Here is a 22,530-nt window from a genome sequence, read left to right on the forward strand (position 1 = left end):
CCTCTTATCGCGTTCGTTGATTCAAACGTCGTCGTTCAGTTCAAAGGGTAGGCTCTCAATAAGCTGCTTTACAGGAGCGGCTAGGCCAATTTCTTCCGGTTTTGATAAGTTATACCAGAGACCTTTAGTCCCTTCCATTATCAAATCTGGTTGTTTATCTAATTTTACTAATACAGGCGTGATATCTAAGTGGTAGTGGCTGAAAGTATGTCGAAACGCAATCATGGTCTTGATCGAATCGGTTTCATTGTCTTTGATCGAACGAAGATCTAATTGATGTTCGATCTCTGCGTTTTCATTTTGAGGGAAACAGAATAACCCTCCCCAGATACCAGATTGAGGGCGTTGTTCGAGCCATACTTGATTGTTGTGGTACAGAATCACAAACCATGTTTCTTTTATTGGCTTTTCTTTCTTAGGCTTCTTACCAGGGAAATCGAGCTGTTTATCGAGCTTCTTAGCTTCACACATGCTTTCAATCGGGCATAAGGTACATTTAGGCTTGCTACGGGTACAAACCATCGCACCCATATCCATCATGGCTTGATTGTACTTATCAACATCTTGGTTGGGGGTGTGTGCTTCTGCGTGTTCCCACAGCTGATTTTCAACTTTCTTTTGCCCAGGCCAACCTTCTACTGCAAAGCTTCTCGCCAAGGTGCGCTTGACGTTGCCATCAAGAATCGCATGAGGAAGTTTATGCACAGAGGACAGCACTGCAGCGGCAGTGGAGCGTCCAATACCCGGTAGCGCGTTCATTTCTTCGATAGAAAGCGGAAATTCACCACCGTATTGCTCGGCAACAATTTTGGCAGCCTTGTGCAAGTTACGAGCTCGCGCGTAATAGCCAAGCCCTGTCCATAAGTGCAGCACCTCATCTTGTTCGGCGTTCGCTAGGTCAATAACCGTTGGGAAGCGTTCTAAGAAGCGCTGGTAGTATGGAATCACCGTGGCGACTTGAGTCTGCTGAAGCATGATTTCAGATAGCCAAACGGTGTAGGCGGTTTTATTTTGTTGCCAAGGTAATTCTTTACGCCCAAAGGCGTCATACCACTTTAATATGGCAGTTGCGAAAGGAGTCACGACATGCTCTATGCTTTGCTATTATTAGGAGTGAAATTGCACCACACTTACGGTTGGATGTAAAACAGACAAATTGTGTGGGAATTTATCCACGGAAAGACTTGCACCGGAGGCAATTCTTTGGATAATCCCCGCTTTGATTAATCAATGTGCAGGCAAAAATCAATGAGTGAAGTGACCACTAACGAATATACTGAAGACGGCAAACTGGTTCGTAAGATCCGTAGTTTTGTTCGCCGCGAAGGCCGCTTAACAAAAGGCCAAGAAAACGCGATGAACGAATGTTGGCCAACAATGGGTATCGACTACAACCCAGAACTTCTTAATTGGAAAGAAGTGTTTGGCAACGACAACCCTGTTGTACTAGAAATTGGCTTCGGTATGGGTGCATCACTGGTTGAAATGGCAAAGAATGCGCCTGAGAAAAACTTCTTAGGTATTGAAGTTCACAGCCCAGGTGTTGGTGCGTGTTTAGGTACAGCTCGCGATGCTGGCGTAACTAACCTGCGTGTAATGTGTCACGATGCAGTAGAAGTATTTGAACACATGATCCCAGACAGCAGCCTGCATACACTGCAACTGTTCTTCCCTGACCCATGGCATAAAGCTCGTCACCACAAACGTCGTATCGTTAAGGCTGAGTTTGCAGAGATGGTTCGCGGCAAGCTTCAACTTGATACTGGTATTTTCCACATGGCAACAGACTGGGAAAACTACGCAGAACATATGATTGAAGTGATGAACGTAGCTCCAGGTTTCGAGAATATCGCTGAAGATGGTGATTACATTCCTCGTCCAGACGAGCGTCCACTAACTAAGTTTGAAGCGCGTGGCCACCGTTTAGGTCATGGTGTTTGGGACATTAAGTTTAAGCGTACTAAGTAATTCTGAATCAAATTAAGTGAAGGTGAATCCGACTTAGGATTAAACCCTACACTTTATGGGATTGATTAAAGCCAACATTATTGTAATGTTGGCTTTTTTGTCCTTAGGCTTTTATTGCGATAAAGGTTTAAGGACAGAAAGTAATGTCACACCCCCTACAAAAATAACAATAAAGAAGTAAGCAAACATGAAACCAACTCAAGCTATTTTGGCCGAGATTTTAGATGAAGTTCGCCCTTTAATTGGTCAGGGAAAGGTCGCTGATTATATTCCTGCATTGGCTCGTGTATCTAATCAGAAACTGGCGATTGCGGTATACACCAATGAAGGTGAAGTCATTCAAGCTGGCGATGCCGATGAAGCCTTTTCAGTGCAATCAATCTCTAAAGCTTTAAGCCTGACGTTAGCGATGGTGTTGTATAAGCCGGAAGAGATTTGGCAGCGAGTAGGGAAGGAGCCTTCAGGACAAGCCTTTAACTCGATGATTCAGCTTGAGATGGAGCACGGCATCCCTCGTAACCCGTTTATTAATGCTGGCGCCATTATCGTTGCTGACTTATTGCAAAGCCGTCTATCTGCACCAAGACACCGTTTATTAGAATTTGTGCGTCAGCTATCGGGCGATACTCATATTGTGTATGACAAGGTTGTGGCGGCTTCTGAGATGATGCACAGCGATCGCAACGCTGCCATCGCGTATTTGATGCGTTCATTTGGTAACTTTGAGAACGATGTTATCCCCGTACTCAACAATTACTTCCATGCTTGTGCGCTTAAAATGACCTGTGTGGACTTGGCAAAAACCTTTAGCTATTTGGCAAATAAAGGTGTGTCGGTTCAAACCAAGAAAGAGATCATCACGCCAGTTCAAACCAAACAGCTGAATGCTTTGCTTGCGACATGTGGTTTGTATGATGGGGCGGGAGAGTTTGCCTATCGTGTTGGTATGCCCGGAAAGTCTGGTGTCGGTGGCGGGATTATTGCAATTGTTCCTGGCGAAATGACGATCGCGGTGTGGTCTCCAGAACTGGACGCGTCGGGTAATTCACTGGCGGGAACTCAGGCTTTAGAATTGCTCTCTGAGCGTATTGGTCGTTCTATTTTTTAAAAGCGCTTTTTAGTTGGGGTTCTACATTTGCAAGAGATCCCCAACTCACTCGTCCCTCGTTCTTGAGGATGACGGTGTTGTTTGTAACTTTCGACGTACTGGCCCCTAACTTCTTGGGGGATAAGACTTGTTTGATACCCGTCATTCCCGATAGCGACGAAGGAGCGTAACCGGGAATCTATTATTTGTCGGCGTGCAAATTAGAAAAGGGTTGACCCTAAAGCCAACCCTTACGCAATACTTCTCGAATCTCGAACTATTCGTCTTCTTCAGCCATAAACGCTTCAAGCAAATCGTTTAAGAAGAGTTTTCCTTTTTCAGTGATCTGCCAATGGCTGTCGGTTTCATTGAGATAACCGAGATCTTTGGCCCACTCTATCGTTGGCTGAATCGAATCAAACTCTAACCCAGTCGTATCAATGAAATCTTGCTTTGGACACGCTTCCATTAGCCTGAAGCGGTTCATGAAGAACTCGAAAGGGCGGTCGTCATTAGGTACTTCAAGTTCATCCGACAGATAGGGCTTCACCAGATTCTGATACGCGGCTAGGTAACCTCTAGGGTGTTTAACCTTAGTGGTGCGAACAATACGTCCATCTGCAAAGCTCAGCTTGCCATGAGAGCCACAGCCTATACCTAGGTAGTCACCAAAGCGCCAGTAGTTGAGATTATGCTGACACTGATATCCCGGCTTGCTGTAGCCTGAAATTTCGTATTGTACATAACCTGCGTCTGCGAGCTTCTTATGGCCTAAGTCGAAGATATCCCAAAGGTCATCATCGTCAGGTAGCTTTGGCGTTTTGTAATAGAACATGGTGTTAGGTTCTATTGTTAGCTGATACCAAGACAAATGTGGAGGATTGAGCTCGATCGCTTTGTCCAAATCAGCCAAGGCTTGATCAATGCTTTGATCCGGTAAGCCGTGCATTAGATCTAGGTTGAAGCTGTTCAATCCGATTTTATGCGCTAAGTGAGCTGCGTTGACCGCTTCATCTTGACCATGAATACGGCCAAGCCTTTCCAGTTTCTCTTGCTCAAAACTTTGTACACCTACCGAGATTCGAGTGATGCCTGCCTTTTGGTAACCAGCGAAACGTTCTGCCTCTATGGTGCCCGGATTGGCTTCCATAGTGATTTCTATTTCAGGTTTGAACGGGATGCGTTGTTCAATACCTTGCAGTAATCGACCTATTCCTTCTGGAGAAAATAGACTCGGCGTGCCGCCACCAATAAAGATCGAATGCAATGGGCGAGGTGCGTCATTGAGTTGGTACTTTTCGATATCGGTATCGAGATCCTCAAGCAGAGCATCGATGTACTCTTTTTCAGGAATCTCGGCTTTTAGAGCATGAGAGTTAAAATCACAATACGGACACTTTTGTACACACCATGGGATGTGGACATAAAGGCTGAGTGCGGGTGGTATTAGCGCTGCATTGTACATTACAGAGCTTGCTCCTTGAGAGTCTTGAATAATGACGCGAGAGCTTTACCACGGTGTGACAGTTGCTTCTTACGTGATGATTCAAGCTCTGCTGAGGCGCAGTTATCTTCTGGCACAAAGAATACAGGATCGTAGCCAAAGCCATTCTCACCGTGTTCTTCAGTCAGAATACGACCTTCCCATTTACCGTGACACACCAATGGTGTTGGATCGTTTTCGTGACGCATTAGCACCAACACACAGTGGAAACGAGCGGTACGCTTTTCAGTAGCCACACCTTGCATGGCGTCTAACAGCTTTTCGATGTTTTGCTTATCAGTCGCCCCTTCACCTGAGTAACGCGCTGAGTAGATACCGGGTGCACCATTAAGGTAATCAACTTCTAAGCCAGAATCGTCAGCAATGGCTGGTAGCCCCGTCTCTTTCGCAGCGTGGCGAGCTTTGATGATGGCATTTTCAATGAAAGTTGTTCCCGTTTCAGCGACTTCTGAAACGTTAAACTCACTTTGCGCGACAACGTCGAAACCAAACTCAGACAGAATATCTGCCATCTCGCGAACTTTGCCTTGGTTGCCTGTTGCTAAAACAATCTTACTCATGGGGATGTGGCTCTAATAAGTTAATGACTAGAAAAGTGAGCTTTGAAGCTACTCTTCTATATAGAATTTTTGTGTGAAACGCAGTGGACCAGTGCCTTTTAAACCTGCGTTAACATCAATATTAAAAGTGATGTTTTCTTCGTGAGTGATAGGGAACTCTGCAAGGTAATAAATCGCATCGCCTTCCTTTATTTCACGGAAGTTAAGCGTGCGAGTGTTACCTACTAGGTTTCGTGCTGTTCCCGTAATTTTAGCCGTTGTTGCTGGCTTGCCTAGGGAAGCGTTGTCTAGCACGCTGATATTTAGAATTGCTGAGTATCCGTTTCGTTTCAGCTTATATTGCTTAGCAACCTGCGCAGTTAAAAACGTGGAATTGAAAGCCGAGTAATGAACCTCGACATCCTTGATACTTTTAAACTGTCCTGCCGAGCTTGGTAGGGCAATCAGAGCGGTGAGTAGTGCTGTTATCCATAGACGCATAATGACTCCAATAAATAGCAAAAAGCCATCATAGGATGGCTTTGACTTCAGTTGGGATCTGGCTTGGTGAGCATATTCGAACTTGCTTATGCCGACCGAGCTCTCCCTTTTCTATCTTAATTTGCCCTTTAGCGACCTTAAATTGTTTCGCAAGGTATTTCGCTAAGTGAGCATTTGCTTTGCCATCAACCGGTGGTGCAGTAATGGCAATTTTCAGTTCCTCTCCGTGCAAGCCGACAATCTTGTCTCGGCTTGCTTTGGGTTGGATATAGAGCCTAAGAAGAATATCGTCCTCTTCGGCCCAAACTGCTTTTGGCATCGTCAAAGTACCTGATGTTCGTACTTGAATTATAGCTGATACCAAATAGGACCGATCATGTCGCCCATTAGGAAGTTCGCAAATTGCAGAACAATGAACAGAACAAGCACACTTAGGTCGAAGCCACCCATATCAGGAAGGATACGGCGAATCGGCGTTAACATTGGTTCTGTTAATTGATGGAATACGTATTCGATTGGGCTACGGCCTTGGCTAACCCAGCTCAGGATTGCACGGATTAGCAGAACCCAGAAAATTAACCCACCAGCCGCTTTTAGCAGAGATAGTGCGCCAAAGATCAGGAAGCTGATATCAAATACAGCCGCACCGCCAGAGATAATCAAGTTTAGAGCGACGAACTTAAGTACACACAGCACATAAGCGAAAACAACTGTCGCCAGGTCAAGGCTGCCTATTGATGGAATCACTCGGCGTAGTGGGGCAACAACCGGTTGTGTCGCTTTTACGATAAATTGTGAGAATGGGTTGTAGAAATCTGCACGTGATGCTTGTAGCCAGATACGCAAGATCACAACCATGATGTAAAGATCAAAAACGGTCGAGATCAGAAAGCTCATCGAATTCATATTGTTTCCTTTTTCGGATTTACTTGCCGCTAGGTATAACCCGAACGGCACAATGCTTTTGTACTGTAACGAGTATTAAAACAGTTTTTCCATCTCTTCAGCTCGAGCAACCGCCGCTTGCATGGCTTTCGCTACGATGTCTGATAGTTGATGGTCGTTAAACGTGCGCAATGCTTCTGCGGTCGTTCCGCCTTTTGAAGTCACTTGCTCACGCAGTGTTGATAATTCAGTATTTGGATTTGCTACTACCATCTCTGCCGCGCCTAATGCAGATTGCTGCACTAATTTACGAGCGGTTTCTTGGTCAAAACCTTGGTTAATTGCTTCAGCTTGCATCGCTTCCATAAACAGGAAGAAGTAAGCCGGAGCACTCCCCGCCGCCGCAATGATGTTGTTGATGCCAGACTCTTGTTCAACCCAGCTTACCTCACCTACGGCTTGCATTAGCTGAGAAGCGAACTCTTTATCGCCCTGACTAACCGTTGAGTCAGCATAAAGGCCACTCATCCCTTTACCAAGCAGTGATGGCGTGTTTGGCATAACACGTACAAGGTTCAGTTGGCAGTTTAACATCTCATTGAGTCGATTCGCATTAATACCCGCTGCAATTGAGATAACCAGTTTGTTGCTGAAGTCGATATCTTGTAAGGGTTTACATACATCAGCCATCATTTGTGGTTTCACGGATAGCACAACAACGTCTGCTTGCTCTGCTGCGGCAATATTATCGCTGGTGGTATTGATGCCGTACTCTTGCTCTAACGGCAGCCTTCTGGTGTCTGAAGGGGCTGTGGCCGTAATCTTTTGTGCTGGGTAACCACTCGCCACTAAGCCCGCTACAATTGAGCGAACCATATTTCCCGCCCCAATAAAGGCGATATTCTTATGTTCCATATATAAAATCCTGAGCGTGTCGCTGCGCGGTTAAAGCGAAGCGGTATCAATACTTGTACTTGTCGTTAGTTACTTACTAAGACTATTTCGTGTAATCACGAGCACCGAAGATAGCCGTTCCAATACGAACCATTGTGCTACCGGCCTCAACTGCTGCATCCATATCACCACTCATACCCATCGAAAGGGTATCTATGTTTGGATACTTCACGGCTAGCTTGCCTTTAAGATCCGCCAGTTGAGAAAATGCATTAAGCTGAGATTGATAGTCAGATACGTTTGCAGGAATCGACATCAATCCTCTTAACGTGAGGTTAGGGAGCGACGAAATCAACTCCGCGAGTGCAAAAACTGTTTCTTCTGACGTTCCAGACTTGGATTCTTCACCACTGGTGTTTACCTGAATCAAAACTTGCAAAGGTGGAAGTTCGCTTGGTCGTTGATCACTAAGTCTTTGTGCGATCTTATCGCGTTCAACAGAATGCACCCATTGGAAGCTTTCTGCGATTGGGCGGGTTTTATTGGATTGAATTGGGCCAATAAAATGCCACTCTAAATTTAAGTTAGAATGTTGTTCTGAAAAGTGTTTTACTTTATCAACACCTTCTTGAACATAGTTTTCACCAAAGGCAACTTGGCCTCCGAGTGCGGCTTCTAGAATCGCATCAATAGGTTTAGTTTTGCTGACGGCTAAAAGTTGCACGGACTCTGGAGCTCGTCCGCACTTTTGCTCAGCACTACGTATCTGTGAGGTGATTTGTTCGATATTTTGTTGAATACTACTCATAGCTGACTTTACTTAAGGGAAAATAAATGGATATCACTGAGTTACTAGATTTTAGTGTAAAGCATAACGCGTCAGATCTACATCTTTCTGCGGGTGTATCTCCAATGGTACGTATAGATGGTGAAGTAAGGAAGCTTGGAATACCAGCTTTGAGTCATGCCGATGTGCATCGTTTGGTTTTTGAGATCATGAGTGATTCACAACGTGGTGAGTTCGAAGAAAAACTGGAAGTCGACTTCTCTTTTGAATTACCCAATGTTGGTCGTTTCCGTGTTAATGCTTTTAACCAAGCTCGTGGTTGCGCAGCTGTCTTTCGAACTATCCCTGTAGAAATTCCCACGTTAGAGCAGTTAGGCGCACCTGATATTTTTGAAAAGATTGCCAACTACGAAAAAGGCTTAGTGCTGGTCACTGGTCCTACGGGTTCTGGTAAATCGACAACTTTGGCGGCAATGGTCGATTACGTAAATCGCAACCACAACAAGCATATTCTGACGATTGAAGATCCGATCGAATTTGTGCATACCAATAATAAATGTCTCGTTAATCAGCGTGAAGTTCATCGTGATACTCACAGCTTCAAAGCGGCGCTGCGCAGTGCGTTACGTGAAGACCCGGACGTTATCCTTGTCGGTGAGCTTCGTGACCAAGAAACGATTAGCTTGGCGCTAACAGCAGCAGAAACTGGGCATTTAGTGTTTGGTACTCTACACACCAGTTCTGCGGCTAAAACTATAGATCGTATTATCGATGTATTCCCAGGTAGCGACAAAGACATGGTGCGTTCAATGTTGTCTGAATCGTTACGTTCGGTGATTGCCCAGAAGCTGTTAAAGCGTGTCGGTGGTGGTCGTGTAGCTTGTCATGAAATCATGATGGCGACGCCAGCGATCAGAAACTTGATCCGTGAAGACAAGGTCGCGCAGATGTACTCTATCATTCAAACGGGCGCTGCACATGGTATGCAAACCATGGAGCAAAATGCGAAGCAGCTTATGGCTCAAGGTTTGGTTGATTCGGAAGAGGTCGAGAAAAAGATCGAAATTCAAACCTCTATGTTTTAATCAAGGTGAACAAAATGGAATTGAATCAAATCCTTGAAGGTATGCTTTCACAAAAAGCGTCGGATCTTTACATCACTGTCGATGCTCCAATCCTGTTTCGTGTGGATGGTGAACTTCGCCCTCAAGGAGATAAGCTGAATTCGGCTCAGGTCGCACAGTTGCTTGACGCGATGATGGATCAAGACCGACGTGATGAATATCAGCAAACGCGTGAGGCTAATTTTGCCATCGTGCGTGATTTTGGCCGTTTTCGTGTTAGCGCATTCTTTCAACGAGAGCTACCAGGAGCGGTAATTCGTCGTATCGAGACTAACATCCCAACCTTTGAGCAATTAAAGCTTCCTGATGTACTGCAAGACCTGTCAATTGCAAAGCGTGGACTTGTGCTGGTGGTTGGGGCGACGGGCTCCGGTAAGTCAACCTCGATGGCTGCGATGACAGGTTATCGCAATACCAATCGTTCCGGGCATATTTTGACGGTTGAAGACCCGATTGAATTCGTTCACGAACATAAAAAGTGTATCGTGACTCAACGTGAGGTTGGGCTCGACACCGAGAGTTATGAAGTTGCGCTTAAGAACTCTTTGCGCCAAGCACCTGATATGATTTTGATTGGCGAAATCCGTAGCCGTGAAACCATGGAATACGCGATGACCTTTGCTGAAACGGGTCACTTGTGTATGGCAACACTGCACGCGAATAATGCCAACCAAGCGTTAGAACGTATTCTTCACTTGGTGCCTAAAGAGCAGAAAGAGCAGTTCTTGTTTGATCTGTCGATGAATCTACGTGGTGTGGTCGCTCAGCAATTAATCCGAGATAAGAATGGCAGCGGTCGCCATGGCGTGTTTGAGATTCTACTTAACAGCCCGCGAGTGTCTGACTTGATTCGTCGTGGTGAGTTGCATGAACTAAAAGCGACTATGGCTAAATCGAAAGAGATTGGTATGCAGACCTTTGACCAAGCGTTGTATGACTTGGTGCTTGCAGGCAAGATCAGTGAAGAAGACGCATTCCACAGTGCTGATTCCGCGAATGACTTACGCTTAATGCTAAAAACCAGACGTGGTGATGATGACTACGGAACTGGTGCTTTGGCTGGCGTGAAGATTGATATGGGTTAGATTGATGCTGAATGCTGAATGCTGAATGCTGAATGCTGAACGCTAAAAAACCGCTGTGAAGGCGGTTTTTTGAGGCTAGATAATTTAGTGGTTGCCGTAACTATTGTTTTTACCAGAATATCCTCGTTCTTTCTCTAATTTGATTTTTGTCGGATATTGTTCACCGGTATAACCTGCTGAGCCTCCGCTCATAGAGCTGCATGCTGTGATTGCTAGAGAAGCGAAGATGACTAAAAAATTTTCATATGAACTCCCACGTCCTTATTATGAATTGCACTGGCACTACGGCGTGAAATTCATGTGGGATCATAAATTAGCTCAAATGTTAATCGCTTAGTTTTTACTAAGAATATTGTGCTTCAAACCAACTTTCTAGAATAACAACTGCGGATTGGTTATCGACGTTACCTTTACTTAGTGCTTTATAGCCGCCCATTTCAAAAAGGTCGGCCCTAGCTTCTGTCGTAGAAAGTCTCTCATCATGTAATTCAACATCGACACCAAAGCGTCCTTTAAGACGGTTAGCGAATTTTTTCGCCCTTGGTGTAATCGCGGCTAGATCTTTACCATGAAGGTCGGTAGGAAGACCAACCACGATAATATTCGGCTGCCACTCTTTGATTTGCTTTTCGATGTCATCCCAGTTTGGGATGCCATCTTTCGCTTTAAAGGCTTTTAAAGGGCTGGCTGTGCCTGTGATCTCTTGTCCTATCGCACTGCCGATACTTTTTGTACCGTAGTCAAATGCCATAATTGTTCGTGACATGGGGTTTCCAAATTAATCTGTGTTTGAGAGTTTATATACTGAGTCTGAGTTAGGCGTGACCAGCGTCAGCAGAAAGCTGAGCGGCATTAATACCTAACATCTGCACTGCGACTTTCCAGCGGTCTGAAATTGGCGTATCGAAGATGACCTTTGGATCTGCTTCTACGGTTAACCATGAGTTTTCAGTCAGTTCGGTTTCCAGTTGCCCAGGTTCCCATCCGGCATAACCAAGAGCGACTAGATAATTCATCGGTTCATCTTCTGTACCTAATACCATCAAGATATCTTTTGAGGTTGTCACCGATATTTGATCCGTCATGCTGATACTGGATTGATAGCTGCCTTTAGGTTTGTGCAAAATAAACCCACGGTCTTCTGCGACCGGCCCCCCATTCAATACAGGCTTATCAAGACTTGCTTGGTTGGATTTTGGCTGTTCAGAATCAACCTCAACTTGTTTAAGCATGCTACCGACAGTGACATCGATAGGGGCGTTGATCATCAAACCCATCGCGCCTTCGTCATTGTGCTCACAAAGGTAAATCACCGAATTTTGAAAGTATGGGTCTTTCATTCCGGGCATAGCAACCAGAAAGTGGTTCGTTAAATTCATAGAGCCTCCTGCCAGTGTGTTCCTAGTAAAGGAAAAAGAGCGGCGTAAAGCCGCTCATTGTTCTTTGCCTAGATATTTCTGTGTTTTCGAATAGCTAAGACTTTCTTTAGTTTAGGCTATTTAGCGTTAACGCGACGCTCAATTGCATCCATTAATTTACCCGTAACTGAAATATCAAAAGCGGCTTCAATTTCACGGATACAAGTAGGGCTAGTGACGTTAATTTCAGTCAGCTTGTCGCCGATAACATCAAGCCCTACAAAGATTAAGCCTTTCTCTTTCAGTGCAGGAGCAACTGCTCTTGCGATAGCCCAGTCTGTTTCACTTAGCGGACGAGCTTCACCTGTACCGCCAGCAGCAAGGTTACCTCGAGTTTCCCCTTTTGCAGGAATACGAGCTAGACAGTAAGGCATTGGCTCACCATCAACCACAAGAATACGCTTATCACCATTGCTGATGTCTGGAACAAAAGTTTGCGCCATTGCGTAGTTCTGACCGTGGTTAGTCAGTGTTTCAATGATCACTGATACGTTTGGATCTCCCTCTTTCACTCGGAAGATAGACGCGCCGCCCATACCATCAAGTGGTTTTAGAATCACGTCACCGTGTTCTTCTCGGAACGCTTTAATTTTTTCAGATTTACGAGTCACGATGGTGGTTGGTGTCAGTTCAGGGAACCAAGCTGTGAATAGCTTCTCGTTACAGTCACGTAAGCTTTGTGGCTTGTTTACGATCAGTGCGCCGTTCTCTTCAGCACGCTCAAGAATGTAAGTTGCGTAGATGTATTCTGTATCAAACGGAGGATCTTTACGCATCAGTACCGCATCTAAATCAGAGAGAGTGATAGTCTGTTCTGATTTGAACTCGTACCAACCGTTTGGATCTTCTTTTAGTTCAACAACCTTAGTGTCAGCAATGGCTACGCCTTGATCTAAATGTAGATCATCCATTTCCATGTAATGGATTTCGTAACCACGACGCTGAGCTTCAAGCATCATGGCAAAGCTAGAGTCTTTTTTGATGTTAATGGATGAAATTGGATCCATTACGATGCCAAGTTTGATCATTTTTTTCTCCTAGCCTAGATCGCCAAAACGGACTTGTAAGGCAGTAATTGCGGTTAGAGCTGCTGTCTCGGTACGAAGTACACGTGGGCCGAGTAGCGTCTCTTCAAATTTGTATTGTTCTGTCATACCGATTTCTTCAGCTGACAGTCCGCCTTCAGGACCGATCAATAGGCGCACCTTACTGATGGGTTCTGGAAGGGTATTGATTGAGTATTTTGCACGAGGATGCAGGTTTAGTTTTAACGCTTCGCTCGGTTCGCTGCACCACTCTTCAAGTTGCATTATTGGGCGAATAACTGGAACCGTATTACGGCCAGATTGTTCACATGCCGCGATAGCAATCTTTTGCCACTGCGCGAGCTTTTTCTCGAAGCGTTTAGTATCAAGCTTAACTCCACAGCGCTCTGAAATAAGGGGGGTAATGGTGTTCACACCAAGCTCAACCGATTTCTGAATCGTGAATTCCATTTTGTCGCCACGTGAAATCACTTGGCCTAAATGTAAGTCTAACGGAGATTCGCTGCTACGCTCGATACGCTCAGTAACATTAACTGTGACGTTCTTTTTTGATACTTCAGCGATTGTCGCTGGGAATTCAGCGCCGCTGCCATCAAATAGAAGAACATCTTGACCTTCTTTCATACGAAGGACTCGACCAACATGACCCGCGGCATCTTCGCCTAAAGCGAGTGAACCTAACTGATGAATGCGTTCTGGGTGATGGATACGAGGGATTCTCATGCTGGTAAACCTATAAATAGTGTCATTTGGGTATTTTGTCTCTGCCTAACATGGATGCTTTTAGTTGAAAAAACAAGGGTAGAGCAAGAGTTTCAGGGGCAATTCTGAAACTCTTGTTTGAGATGGAGGCAATTGGAGATGTTGGTTGCCTGAGTCGTGTTATTTACAAGCAGGGAAAACAAATGGGTTGTGATTACCTTGGATCGCATAGATTCGCTTATCACGAGTACATTCCCACTTATCGACAGGGAATTGCTTGTTCCACGCCATCATCAGGTTAGTCTGCTGCTTAGATAGTTTGAAACCATACTCTTGGCTCATATAAAGATAAGTACGCGCGATAGAACCTTTTGCTCTGTCTGGCGGCATCACCTTACGTTGTTTGAAGTTGACCTGCATTTCACACTGACCGTAACTCACGCCATCCATTCCATTCCACTGACTGAAATTGTAATTGGATCGATCACCGTTAACCTCGCCAATTGCCGGAGTTAGATTATGAAGGTCGGCTTCCATCGATTTAAATATTTTGTCATTGCGAGTGCAGTTCTTACGTCCGCCATCTTGCCAGCACTGACGCTGGTGGCCGAATTGCCAAGCTGGAACCACGTGTTCCCACTCAATACGGGAAGCGCGCTTTTGCTGTTTTCTCACTTGATAACCACAGCCGTCGAGGTCGGGGATACCTTTCTTTTTGTCTTTCCAAGTGATGTCGCAACCACAATAAAATGAAGTCGGGTGATCGAGATAAATCTTCACGGCTTCTTTTTTTGCTTTGGAGAAGGAGCTTGGTGGAGCGGCGAAAACGCTTTGGGTTACCAGTAGGCCAAATACTATTGATAAGTAAAAGGACACCGATAGGCCAAATGCTTTTGGAGTGGTTTTTTGCATAGAGAAAGACTGATGAAAGTATGATAAACAACAGTCTAGCACTCAAATGTTAGTTCTCTCTATTACATTTATTCGCGTTAACTTATGAGCTTAAGACTTAGCTCAATTGAAGGCCAGTAAAAGCTAAGGTTTGCTGGCATTGTTGGCAACGATACGTTGATTGGTTGCGGATGACTTTGTTGTGTCGTCTTATCGATAGGGGATAAGTGGTGCAATCACAGCGATACTCAAAAGTTTTGCCCTGCACTGAGGTTATCTCCAAGCTGTGGGTCGTTTTGGCCGGTACATTGAATACCCTTTCCATCACGTATTTCCACTCATTGCCGTGAGGCCTAACTCGTCCGAAGACCTGATGTGTGATCAGATGTGCGAGTTCATGAGGTACAACCTCGTTAATAAAGGCGTCTTCATTTTCGCTGAATAGCACTTGGTTGAGTTTTATCTCGTTTAATTGGAGGTAGGCTTTTCCCGCTGCCTTTCCTCTTAACTTGTAAGTGACGGTTGGGCATGGAAATTCACGAGAAAAATGTTGATTAGCAATAGCTAGGCATTCGCCCAGTTTTTTATTTACTCGATGTTGTTGCGGGGTGTAAGACAAGCGTTGTTAACTCCAAAAAAAGCCTCAGCGTTTAAGCTAAGGCCTCATCATAACATTGCTCATCGATCGTGAAACGATTTAAACGTGATGTTTCTTTTTGATGACTTCGTGGTAAGCATGCCATGTTCCGTAGCCAAGTAATGGCATCGTTACAATCATACCCACACCGTAGGTCGCGAAGCCGACTAAGATACCTGTACCAATGATACCAGCCCAAACGACCATCGCAGGGATGTTTGATTTAACAGCGTTGAAGCTAGTAAAAATGGCACTCATTACATCTACACGTCTTTCCATCATCAATGGAATCGAAAATGCTGAGATGCTAAATATCAGGCTAGCGATAACAAAACCAATCACAGACCCTGTAATTAAGAAGGGAGCAAATTCGGTCAATGGTGCACCTTGTACTGAAGGGTAAAGTGCGTGCAATAATGCAGCGATACGCATCCAGAATATCATCGCGACCATTAATACAATCGCAAACGCCCATTGGTGGGTTGAGTTCCGCGTGATGGCTTTCATCGAGTGCAGTAGGCTAGCGTTGTGCCCCTTTTCTCTTTCCCAGGCTGCGTCATACAAGCCTAGGGCAAGAAACGGCCCTATTAGCATGTACACAATCAAGCTTGGCATAACGACCAAATGTGTTCCTTGCCATTGGACAAGTTGAACAATGGCGATGGCCGCACCCATAAAGCACAAACCGTAAAATGCGCTAATTAATGGCATTCTCACTAAGTCATGCAGTGCAAGCGATAACCAATGGAATGGGGCGGATATGCTTACTTGGTTACAAGGAATGGTGCGAGCATAATCCGGATCGCTGACCTTGTGTTTCTTATCGTTCAGTTCGGATGGGTGTACAGTACGAGGCATATATCCCCCTAGTTAAATAACGTCCTAGTTATAGTTCCATAAAGCTCAGTATTGCGATCATATGAGGATTATGGTATTGAGCTAAAATGCTCTTTTTCGTCCCAGTTATTGTTCTAGCGTGCATTTAACGAGAGCTATCAGACTGAATTACTTTGAGTTAAATGTGAGCTTGATCGCCTAGGAGTTACCTTAACTATTGTCAGTAGTGTTCGAAAACACAAATTATCGGTGGGTTTTTATACTAAGTGGTTAACGGTAAAGAAGACTTGGGCAGGGTGGTCTAGTAAGGAAAGGTTTGGTAAGTACATAAAAATAAAGCCCTTACTAAGCAGTAAGGACTTTAAAGAAACAAATCGCAGTGGCTAAATTATTTTAGGCCAGCGAAGTCCGCAAGGATTGCTGCTTTGTCAGTCGCTTCCCAAGGGAACTCTTCACGACCGAAGTGGCCGTATGCAGCAGTCTGCTTGTAGATAGGCTGAAGAAGGTTCAGCATCTCTTGAAGACCGTATGGACGTAGGTCGAAGTTTTGACGAACGGCTTCAATGATGATTTCGTGAGCTACTTTCTCAGTACCAAACGTTTCAACCATGATAGATGTTGGATCTGCAACACCGATAGCGTAAGACAGTTGAATCTCACAACGGTCAGCCATACCAGCAGCAACGATGTTTTTCGCAACGTAACGAGCTGCGTAAGCTGCAGAACGGTCAACTTTTGATGGATCTTTACCAGAGAATGCACCGCCACCGTGACGAGCTGCGCCGCCGTAGGTATCAACGATGATCTTACGACCTGTTAGACCACAGTCACCCATTGGGCCACCGATTACGAAACGGCCGGTTGGGTTGATGAAAAAGTTAGTGTCTTTGTTGATCCACTCAGCAGGAAGTACTGGCTTGATGATCTCTTCCATTACCGCTTCACGTAGGTCAGGTGTTGTTACTGAATCACAGTGTTGAGTCGAAAGAACAACAGCGTCGATACCAACAATCTTACCTTGGTCGTATTGGAACGTTACTTGAGATTTCGCATCTGGGCGAAGGAAGTCAAGCTTGCCGCTCTTACGTACTTCAGCTTGCTTCTTAACAAGAAGGTGAGAGTAAGTAATTGGAGCTGGCATTAGGATTGGTGTTTCGTTAGTCGCGTAACCAAACATGATACCTTGGTCGCCTGCGCCTTGATCTTTAGGATCGGCTTTATCAACACCTTGGTTGATGTCTGGAGACTGCTTACCAATTGTGTTTAGTACTGCACAAGAGTCAGCGTCAAAGCCCATATCAGAATGAACGTAACCAATTTCACGAACTGTTTCACGAGTGATTTCTTCGATATCAACCCATGCAGACGTTGTTACTTCACCGCCAACCATAACCATGCCGGTTTTTACGTAAGTCTCACAAGCAACACGTGCTTTTGGATCTTGTTCCAAGATGGCATCAAGAACAGCATCAGAGATTTGGTCTGCAATTTTATCTGGATGGCCTTCTGAAACAGATTCAGAAGTGAATAGGTGCTTAGCCATGAGAGCTCCACTTTTAGTTTAGTTTTTAGTTGCAAATAGTTAAATGCAAATAATTTCAGGCGTCGCAAGCTAGGAAGCGACGCCATTAAATACAGTATATTTTGTAGGTGTTTCTACATCTAGACGGCTATTCTAAATTCCAGCGGTCGAATTACAAGCTCTTTTTTATGATATGTCATAACTAAACGTTTGCGTATCGGTCGAGATAACGCATTGCTAAGTGATGTAAATGTTCGAAAATTGCGAAAAGTGACCGTTAAAATGCCAGTAAAACGTTTGCAGTCGCTAAAGTCGTTTGAGAGAATACCCGCGCTAATAAAAATGAAAACTTTAGCATCAATCTCTTTTTTAAATCGCTTATGTACTCAGGAGCAGACATGCCTTCTCGTAAAGATCTAGCCAATGCAATTCGCGCACTTAGCATGGATGGCGTTCAACAAGCAAATTCAGGCCACCCTGGCGCACCTATGGGTATGGCTGACATCGCTGAAGTTCTTTGGCGTGGTCACTTGAACCACAACCCAGCAAACCCAGAGTGGGCTGACCGCGACCGTTTTATTCTGTCTAACGGGCATGGTTCAATGTTGATTTACTCTCTGCTTCATCTTGCAGGTTACGAGCTTTCAATTGAAGACCTTAAGAACTTCCGTCAACTGCACTCTAAGACTCCTGGTCACCCAGAGTACGGTTACGCTCCTGGTATCGAAACAACGACTGGTCCTCTAGGTCAAGGCATCACTAACGCTGTTGGTATGGCGATGGCTGAGAAAGCATTGGCTGCACAGTTCAACAAAGAAGGCCACGACATCGTCGATCACTTCACTTATGCATTCATGGGTGATGGTTGTCTGATGGAAGGTATCTCTCACGAAGCATGTTCTCTAGCAGGTACGCTAGGTCTTGGTAAGCTGGTTGCTTTCTGGGATGACAACGGCATCTCTATCGATGGCGAAGTTGAAGGTTGGTTCTCTGACGATACACCTAAGCGTTTTGAAGCTTACGGCTGGCACGTAATCCCGGCCGTTGATGGTCACGACTCTGATGCTATCAACGCGGCTATCGAAGCAGCTAAAGCGGATCCTCGTCCAACGCTTATCTGTACTAAAACTATTATCGGTTTTGGTTCTCCAAACAAAGCGGGTACGCACGACTGTCACGGTGCTCCACTAGGCGCTGATGAAATCACAGCAACTAAAGCGGCACTTGGTTGGGAACACGGTCCTTTCGAAATTCCAGCTGATATCGCAGCTGAGTGGAATGCGAAAGAAGCGGGCGCAGCGAAAGAAGCGGCTTGGAATGCTAAGTTTGACGCATACGCAGCGGCTCACCCAGAGCTAGCAGCAGAATTTAAACGTCGTACTAACGGCGAGCTTCCAGCTGAATGGGAAGAGAAAGCAAACGCAATCATTGCTGACCTTCAAGCTAACCCAGCAAACATCGCATCACGTAAAGCATCTCAAAATGCGCTAGAAGCGTTCGGCGCTATGCTACCTGAATTCATGGGCGGCTCTGCTGACCTTGCGCCTTCTAACCTGACTATGTGGTCTGGTTCTAAGTCTCTTGAAGCGAACGATTTCTCAGGTAACTACATCCACTACGGTGTACGTGAATTCGGTATGACGGCTATCATGAACGGTATCGCTCTGCACGGTGGTTTCGTACCATACGGTGCAACGTTCCTAATGTTCATGGAATACGCACGTAACGCAATGCGTATGGCGGCTCTGATGAAAATTCAGAACATCCAAGTTTACACACACGATTCTATCGGCCTAGGCGAAGATGGTCCTACTCACCAACCGGTTGAGCAGATCGCTTCTCTACGTCTGACTCCAAACATGAGCACATGGCGCCCATGTGACCAAGTTGAGTCTGCTGTTGCTTGGAAACTGGCAATCGAGCGTAAAGATGGTCCTTCTGCACTTATCTTCTCTCGTCAAAACCTTGCACAACAAGATCGTGACGCTGAGCAAGTAGCAAACATCGCGAAGGGGGGTTACATCCTGAAAGATTGTGCTGGCAAGCCAGAGCTAATCATCATTGCAACGGGTTCTGAAGTTGAGCTAGCGGTTAGCGCTGCTGCTGAACTAACAGCTGAAGGTAAAGCGGTACGCGTAGTCTCTATGCCTGCAACTGACGCGTTTGATAAGCAAGACGCTGAATACCGTGAGTCTGTACTTCCAGCTGACGTAACAGTACGTATTGCTGTAGAAGCTGGCATCGCTGACTTCTGGTATAAGTACGTTGGCTTCGGTGGAAAGATCATCGGTATGACAACGTTCGGCGAATCTGCACCAGCAGGCGAGCTATTCAAGATGTTCGGTTTCACTACTGAAAACGTAGTAAATACAGCGAAAGAACTTCTTGCTTAATCATTGATTACTAGCCTTGTGCGAACAATGAAATGAATGAAAAAACCGAGCTTTAAGCTCGGTTTTTTTGTATCTGGGGTTTGTTATCACTTAGACTAAGGCTTACAAGCAACAGATCAATCTGTCATAAGTCAGCTGAGTTATTCAAGTAATGCCTTTTAGGTAGGATTCAGTTATCATCTGTTGCACGAAATTTTGGTTAGATGTACGGAACTATGCTAAAAGTCGCGATAAATGGATTTGGACGAATAGGGCGCAATGTATTGCGCGCTGTCTATGAAAGTGGCAAAAGCCAACAAATCAAAGTAGTAGCGGTCAATGAGCTTGCTCAGCCTGACGCTATGGCTCACCTATTGCAGTACGACACCAGTCACGGCCGCTTCGGCAAGAAAATCTCAAACGATCAAGAGCACATCTATGTTCATCATGGCATTGGTGCTGAAGATAAAGGAGAGTTTGATACCATTCGTATCTTACACTTGGCTGATATTGAACTGCTGCCTTGGCGTGACCTTGAAGTCGATATTGTTCTCGATTGTACCGGTGTTTACGGTTGCCGAGATGACGGCTTAGCACACATCGCTGCTGGAGCGAAAAAGGTGCTGTTCTCGCATCCTGGTGCTAATGACCTTGATAACACCATTATCTATGGTGTGAATCACGAGACTATCGAAGCCGATCATCGAATCGTTTCCAATGGTTCATGTACCACCAATTGTATTGTCCCTATCATCAAGGTGCTTGATGATGCCTTTGGTATTGAGTCCGGCACGATTACGACCATTCACTCTTCTATGAATGACCAGCAAGTGATCGATGCGTACCACAGCGACCTACGTCGAACTCGAGCAGCAAGCCAATCCATCATTCCTGTCGATACCAAATTGCATAAAGGTATTGAAAGAATCTTCCCGAAATTTTCTAACAAATTTGAAGCTATATCTGTGCGTGTGCCGACGGTAAACGTCACTGCGATGGATTTAAGTGTCACAATTAATGCAAATGTGAAAGTTAATGACGTAAATCAAACCATTGTTAATGCATCCCAGTGTACATTACACAATATAGTTGACTATACTGAAGCGCCACTCGTTTCCATCGACTTTAATCACGATCCCCATAGCGCAATTGTTGATGGTTCACAAACTCGAGTGAGCAACGGCCACTTAGTAAAAATGCTTGTGTGGTGTGACAATGAATGGGGCTTTGCGAACCGGATGCTGGATACGGTTCTTGCAATGCAAGCTTCTGAAGGCAAGAAGTAAGACCTAGAAGCAAATGTGTGGATTATTTATTTTTTAGCTTGAAATAAATACTAAGAGTCCACATATTATTAGTAGTGAAAGAATTACCAGTTGAATAATTTATAGGCTTAGCAGGGTTGCTGAGTTTCCAAAACTTTATTTTTATTTAAATTTGAGAGGACAAATCATGTCTGTGATCAAGATGACTGACCTGGAACTTGCAGGTAAACGCGTATTCATCCGTGCTGACCTAAACGTACCAGTAAAAGACGGTAAAGTAACTTCAGATGCACGTATCCTTGCATCTCTACCAACTATCAAACTTTGCCTAGAAGCTGGCGCAAAAGTTATGGTTACTTCTCACCTTGGTCGTCCTACTGAAGGCGAATACAACGAAGAGTTCTCTCTAGCTCCTGTAGTTAACTACCTAAACGACGCACTAGACTGCGACGTTAAACTAGCGAAAGATTACGTAAATGGTCTTGAGCTAAACGCTGGTGAACTAACTGTTCTTGAAAACGTTCGCTTTAACAAAGGCGAGAAGAAGAACGAAGAAGCACTTTCTAAGCAATACGCTGCACTATGTGACATCTTCGTGATGGACGCATTCGGTACAGCTCACCGTGCTCAAGCTTCTACACACGGCGTTGGTACTTACGCTCCTGTAGCATGTGCTGGTCCTCTTCTAGCGGCTGAGCTTGAAGCTCTTGGTAAAGCAATGGACAACCCAGCTCGCCCACTAGTGGCTATCGTTGGTGGTTCTAAAGTTTCTACTAAACTAACTGTTCTAGAATCTCTTTCTAAAATCGCTGACCAACTTGTTGTTGGTGGTGGTATCGCGAACACGTTCATCGCTGCTGAAGGCCACAACGTAGGTAAGTCTCTATACGAAGCTGACCTAGTTGAAACGGCTAAGAAGCTAATGAAAGAGTGTGCTATCCCAGTAGCGACTGACGTTGCATGTGCTAAAGTATTCGACGAAAACGCAGAAGCTGAAATCAAGCACGTTTCTGAAGTTCAAGACGACGACATGATCTTCGACCTTGGCCCAGATTCAACTGCAGCTCTAGCTGAAATCATCGGCAACGCAAAAACAATTCTTTGGAACGGCCCTGTAGGCGTATTCGAATTCAAAAATTTCGAAGCGGGTACTGCTGGCATTTCTAAGGCAATCGCTGACTCTGAAGGTTTCTCAGTAGCAGGCGGTGGTGACACGCTAGCAGCTATCGACAAGTTCGGTATCAAAGCAGATGTTTCTTACATCTCTACTGGCGGCGGCGCTTTCCTTGAGTTTGTTGAAGGTAAAGTACTTCCTGCAGTAGCAATGCTTGAAGAGCGTGCTAAAGCATAATTGATTTAGAAAGGCGAGATGTGAATCTCGCCTTTTAACGTTTGCTGCATATCACACTTTTTTGCTAGAATGGCATAAGTTGTGAGCAAACGATTGCAAATTTTTAAACTTAAGT

23 protein-coding genes are annotated in these 22,530 nt (G+C 45.0%); 7 read left to right on the forward strand and 16 right to left on the reverse strand.

The window, feature by feature from the left end; translation table 11 throughout:
* Window positions 1-21 precede the first annotated feature (21 nt).
* Complete coding sequence (mutY, locus tag AC3CHU_RS02085) at window positions 22-1,083, reverse strand: A/G-specific adenine glycosylase (RefSeq protein WP_004735467.1); 1,062 nt, start codon at window positions 1,081-1,083, stop codon at window positions 22-24.
* Between the two features lie 165 nt (window positions 1,084-1,248).
* Here mutY and trmB point away from each other — a divergent pair, with 165 nt between their 5' ends.
* Together trmB and glsB are read left to right on the forward strand one after the other, a co-directional pair.
* Window positions 1,249-1,968 carry a tRNA (guanosine(46)-N7)-methyltransferase TrmB gene (gene trmB / locus AC3CHU_RS02090; RefSeq protein WP_004735468.1) on the forward strand — a complete coding sequence of 240 codons (720 nt, stop codon included), beginning with the start codon at window positions 1,249-1,251 and terminating at the stop codon, window positions 1,966-1,968.
* A gap of 187 nt (window positions 1,969-2,155) precedes the next feature.
* Entirely contained in the window at window positions 2,156-3,076 is a 921-nt protein-coding gene (gene glsB / locus AC3CHU_RS02095; RefSeq protein WP_004735469.1) for a glutaminase B, read from the forward strand.
* 256 nt (window positions 3,077-3,332) lie between these two features.
* Here the strand turns inward: glsB and hemW are convergent, their stop codons facing one another.
* The 7 genes from hemW to AC3CHU_RS02130 form a co-directional block, all read right to left on the reverse strand.
* The gene (gene hemW, locus AC3CHU_RS02100) at window positions 3,333-4,520 is read right to left on the reverse strand and encodes a radical SAM family heme chaperone HemW (protein ID WP_488524996.1); all 1,188 of its coding nucleotides are present in this window, start codon (window positions 4,518-4,520) and stop codon (window positions 3,333-3,335) included.
* A complete protein-coding gene (locus AC3CHU_RS02105; protein WP_151408615.1) occupies window positions 4,520-5,119 on the reverse strand; it encodes an XTP/dITP diphosphatase in 600 nt (199 codons plus the stop codon). The genes hemW and AC3CHU_RS02105 overlap by 1 nt, the downstream gene beginning before the upstream one ends.
* Before the next feature lie 48 nt (window positions 5,120-5,167).
* Window positions 5,168-5,599, reverse strand: coding sequence for a DUF4426 domain-containing protein (locus tag AC3CHU_RS02110; protein WP_004735472.1), 432 nt, complete (start codon window positions 5,597-5,599; stop codon window positions 5,168-5,170).
* Window positions 5,600-5,627: 28 nt separating this feature from the next.
* On the reverse strand, window positions 5,628-5,918 hold the full coding sequence (yggU, locus tag AC3CHU_RS02115; protein ID WP_009847703.1) for a DUF167 family protein YggU: 291 nt from the start codon (window positions 5,916-5,918) through the stop codon (window positions 5,628-5,630).
* Between the two features lie 29 nt (window positions 5,919-5,947).
* Window positions 5,948-6,505, reverse strand: coding sequence for a YggT family protein (locus AC3CHU_RS02120; RefSeq protein WP_004735475.1), 558 nt, complete (start codon window positions 6,503-6,505; stop codon window positions 5,948-5,950).
* Between the two features lie 75 nt (window positions 6,506-6,580).
* Window positions 6,581-7,399 carry a pyrroline-5-carboxylate reductase gene (proC, locus tag AC3CHU_RS02125; RefSeq protein ID WP_017077774.1) on the reverse strand — a complete coding sequence of 273 codons (819 nt, stop codon included), beginning with the start codon at window positions 7,397-7,399 and terminating at the stop codon, window positions 6,581-6,583.
* Window positions 7,400-7,481: 82 nt separating this feature from the next.
* Window positions 7,482-8,186, reverse strand: a complete 705-nt coding sequence (locus tag AC3CHU_RS02130; protein ID WP_136994590.1) for a YggS family pyridoxal phosphate-dependent enzyme — start codon at window positions 8,184-8,186, stop codon at window positions 7,482-7,484.
* 26 nt (window positions 8,187-8,212) lie between these two features.
* Between AC3CHU_RS02130 and AC3CHU_RS02135 the strand changes: the two genes are divergently transcribed.
* Window positions 8,213-9,250, forward strand: coding sequence for a type IV pilus twitching motility protein PilT (locus AC3CHU_RS02135; RefSeq protein ID WP_146454212.1), 1,038 nt, complete (start codon window positions 8,213-8,215; stop codon window positions 9,248-9,250).
* 14 nt (window positions 9,251-9,264) lie between these two features.
* A complete protein-coding gene (locus tag AC3CHU_RS02140) occupies window positions 9,265-10,374 on the forward strand; it encodes a PilT/PilU family type 4a pilus ATPase (protein ID WP_065205686.1) in 1,110 nt (369 codons plus the stop codon).
* 343 nt (window positions 10,375-10,717) lie between these two features.
* Here AC3CHU_RS02140 and ruvX read toward each other — a convergent pair whose 3' ends face one another.
* From ruvX to metK, 8 genes are all read right to left on the reverse strand, one after another.
* Window positions 10,718-11,140, reverse strand: coding sequence for a Holliday junction resolvase RuvX (ruvX, locus tag AC3CHU_RS02145; protein WP_146454210.1), 423 nt, complete (start codon window positions 11,138-11,140; stop codon window positions 10,718-10,720).
* Between the two features lie 49 nt (window positions 11,141-11,189).
* Window positions 11,190-11,753, reverse strand: coding sequence for a YqgE/AlgH family protein (locus AC3CHU_RS02150; protein WP_171317521.1), 564 nt, complete (start codon window positions 11,751-11,753; stop codon window positions 11,190-11,192).
* Between the two features lie 116 nt (window positions 11,754-11,869).
* Window positions 11,870-12,820: a glutathione synthase gene (gene gshB / locus AC3CHU_RS02155; protein ID WP_488524997.1), complete on the reverse strand. Its 951-nt coding sequence runs from the start codon at window positions 12,818-12,820 to the stop codon at window positions 11,870-11,872.
* Between the two features lie 9 nt (window positions 12,821-12,829).
* Entirely contained in the window at window positions 12,830-13,561 is a 732-nt protein-coding gene (gene rsmE, locus AC3CHU_RS02160) for a 16S rRNA (uracil(1498)-N(3))-methyltransferase (protein ID WP_017077778.1), read from the reverse strand.
* A 159-nt stretch (window positions 13,562-13,720) separates the two neighbouring features.
* A complete protein-coding gene (locus tag AC3CHU_RS02165) occupies window positions 13,721-14,452 on the reverse strand; it encodes an endonuclease (RefSeq protein ID WP_488524998.1) in 732 nt (243 codons plus the stop codon).
* Between the two features lie 97 nt (window positions 14,453-14,549).
* Window positions 14,550-15,050 carry a SprT family zinc-dependent metalloprotease gene (locus AC3CHU_RS02170; protein WP_488524999.1) on the reverse strand — a complete coding sequence of 167 codons (501 nt, stop codon included), beginning with the start codon at window positions 15,048-15,050 and terminating at the stop codon, window positions 14,550-14,552.
* A 78-nt stretch (window positions 15,051-15,128) separates the two neighbouring features.
* Entirely contained in the window at window positions 15,129-15,926 is a 798-nt protein-coding gene (locus tag AC3CHU_RS02175) for a DUF2189 domain-containing protein (RefSeq protein WP_488525000.1), read from the reverse strand.
* A 367-nt stretch (window positions 15,927-16,293) separates the two neighbouring features.
* Window positions 16,294-17,448 carry a methionine adenosyltransferase gene (gene metK / locus AC3CHU_RS02180; protein ID WP_065102940.1) on the reverse strand — a complete coding sequence of 385 codons (1,155 nt, stop codon included), beginning with the start codon at window positions 17,446-17,448 and terminating at the stop codon, window positions 16,294-16,296.
* Window positions 17,449-17,825: 377 nt separating this feature from the next.
* On the opposite strand from metK, the gene tkt reads away from it, so the two are divergent.
* The 3 genes from tkt to AC3CHU_RS02195 all read left to right on the forward strand — a co-directional run bounded on the left by tkt (window position 17,826) and on the right by AC3CHU_RS02195 (window position 22,415).
* Window positions 17,826-19,820: a transketolase gene (gene tkt / locus AC3CHU_RS02185; RefSeq protein WP_108177678.1), complete on the forward strand. Its 1,995-nt coding sequence runs from the start codon at window positions 17,826-17,828 to the stop codon at window positions 19,818-19,820.
* Between the two features lie 215 nt (window positions 19,821-20,035).
* On the forward strand, window positions 20,036-21,085 hold the full coding sequence (gene epd, locus AC3CHU_RS02190; RefSeq protein WP_032545991.1) for an erythrose-4-phosphate dehydrogenase: 1,050 nt from the start codon (window positions 20,036-20,038) through the stop codon (window positions 21,083-21,085).
* Window positions 21,086-21,251: 166 nt separating this feature from the next.
* The gene (locus tag AC3CHU_RS02195; protein ID WP_108193464.1) at window positions 21,252-22,415 is read left to right on the forward strand and encodes a phosphoglycerate kinase; all 1,164 of its coding nucleotides are present in this window, start codon (window positions 21,252-21,254) and stop codon (window positions 22,413-22,415) included.
* Window positions 22,416-22,530: the final 115 nt, after the last annotated feature.

It is taken from the genome of Vibrio sp. QJM3NY_39 (assembly GCF_057785895.1).

What these genes read in the sequence shown, in the direction of transcription:
- AC3CHU_RS02140 (WP_065205686.1), top strand. Translation starts at nt 9,265, where the DNA reads ATGGAATTGAATCAAATCCTTGAAGGTATGCTTTCACAAAAAGCGTCG.
- AC3CHU_RS02120 (WP_004735475.1), bottom strand. Translation starts at nt 6,505, where the DNA reads ATGAATTCGATGAGCTTTCTGATCTCGACCGTTTTTGATCTTTACATC.
- AC3CHU_RS02105 (WP_151408615.1), bottom strand. Translation starts at nt 5,119, where the DNA reads ATGAGTAAGATTGTTTTAGCAACAGGCAACCAAGGCAAAGTTCGCGAG.
- AC3CHU_RS02195 (WP_108193464.1), top strand. Translation starts at nt 21,252, where the DNA reads ATGTCTGTGATCAAGATGACTGACCTGGAACTTGCAGGTAAACGCGTA.
- tkt (WP_108177678.1), top strand. Translation starts at nt 17,826, where the DNA reads ATGCCTTCTCGTAAAGATCTAGCCAATGCAATTCGCGCACTTAGCATG.
- AC3CHU_RS02165 (WP_488524998.1), bottom strand. Translation starts at nt 14,452, where the DNA reads ATGCAAAAAACCACTCCAAAAGCATTTGGCCTATCGGTGTCCTTTTAC.
- epd (WP_032545991.1), top strand. Translation starts at nt 20,036, where the DNA reads ATGCTAAAAGTCGCGATAAATGGATTTGGACGAATAGGGCGCAATGTA.
- rsmE (WP_017077778.1), bottom strand. Translation starts at nt 13,561, where the DNA reads ATGAGAATCCCTCGTATCCATCACCCAGAACGCATTCATCAGTTAGGT.
- gshB (WP_488524997.1), bottom strand. Translation starts at nt 12,820, where the DNA reads ATGATCAAACTTGGCATCGTAATGGATCCAATTTCATCCATTAACATC.
- AC3CHU_RS02110 (WP_004735472.1), bottom strand. Translation starts at nt 5,599, where the DNA reads ATGCGTCTATGGATAACAGCACTACTCACCGCTCTGATTGCCCTACCA.
- ruvX (WP_146454210.1), bottom strand. Translation starts at nt 11,140, where the DNA reads ATGTCACGAACAATTATGGCATTTGACTACGGTACAAAAAGTATCGGC.
- AC3CHU_RS02130 (WP_136994590.1), bottom strand. Translation starts at nt 8,186, where the DNA reads ATGAGTAGTATTCAACAAAATATCGAACAAATCACCTCACAGATACGT.
- AC3CHU_RS02175 (WP_488525000.1), bottom strand. Translation starts at nt 15,926, where the DNA reads ATGCCTCGTACTGTACACCCATCCGAACTGAACGATAAGAAACACAAG.
- yggU (WP_009847703.1), bottom strand. Translation starts at nt 5,918, where the DNA reads ATGCCAAAAGCAGTTTGGGCCGAAGAGGACGATATTCTTCTTAGGCTC.
- proC (WP_017077774.1), bottom strand. Translation starts at nt 7,399, where the DNA reads ATGGAACATAAGAATATCGCCTTTATTGGGGCGGGAAATATGGTTCGC.
- glsB (WP_004735469.1), top strand. Translation starts at nt 2,156, where the DNA reads ATGAAACCAACTCAAGCTATTTTGGCCGAGATTTTAGATGAAGTTCGC.
- AC3CHU_RS02150 (WP_171317521.1), bottom strand. Translation starts at nt 11,753, where the DNA reads ATGAATTTAACGAACCACTTTCTGGTTGCTATGCCCGGAATGAAAGAC.
- metK (WP_065102940.1), bottom strand. Translation starts at nt 17,448, where the DNA reads ATGGCTAAGCACCTATTCACTTCTGAATCTGTTTCAGAAGGCCATCCA.
- trmB (WP_004735468.1), top strand. Translation starts at nt 1,249, where the DNA reads ATGAGTGAAGTGACCACTAACGAATATACTGAAGACGGCAAACTGGTT.
- AC3CHU_RS02135 (WP_146454212.1), top strand. Translation starts at nt 8,213, where the DNA reads ATGGATATCACTGAGTTACTAGATTTTAGTGTAAAGCATAACGCGTCA.
- hemW (WP_488524996.1), bottom strand. Translation starts at nt 4,520, where the DNA reads ATGTACAATGCAGCGCTAATACCACCCGCACTCAGCCTTTATGTCCAC.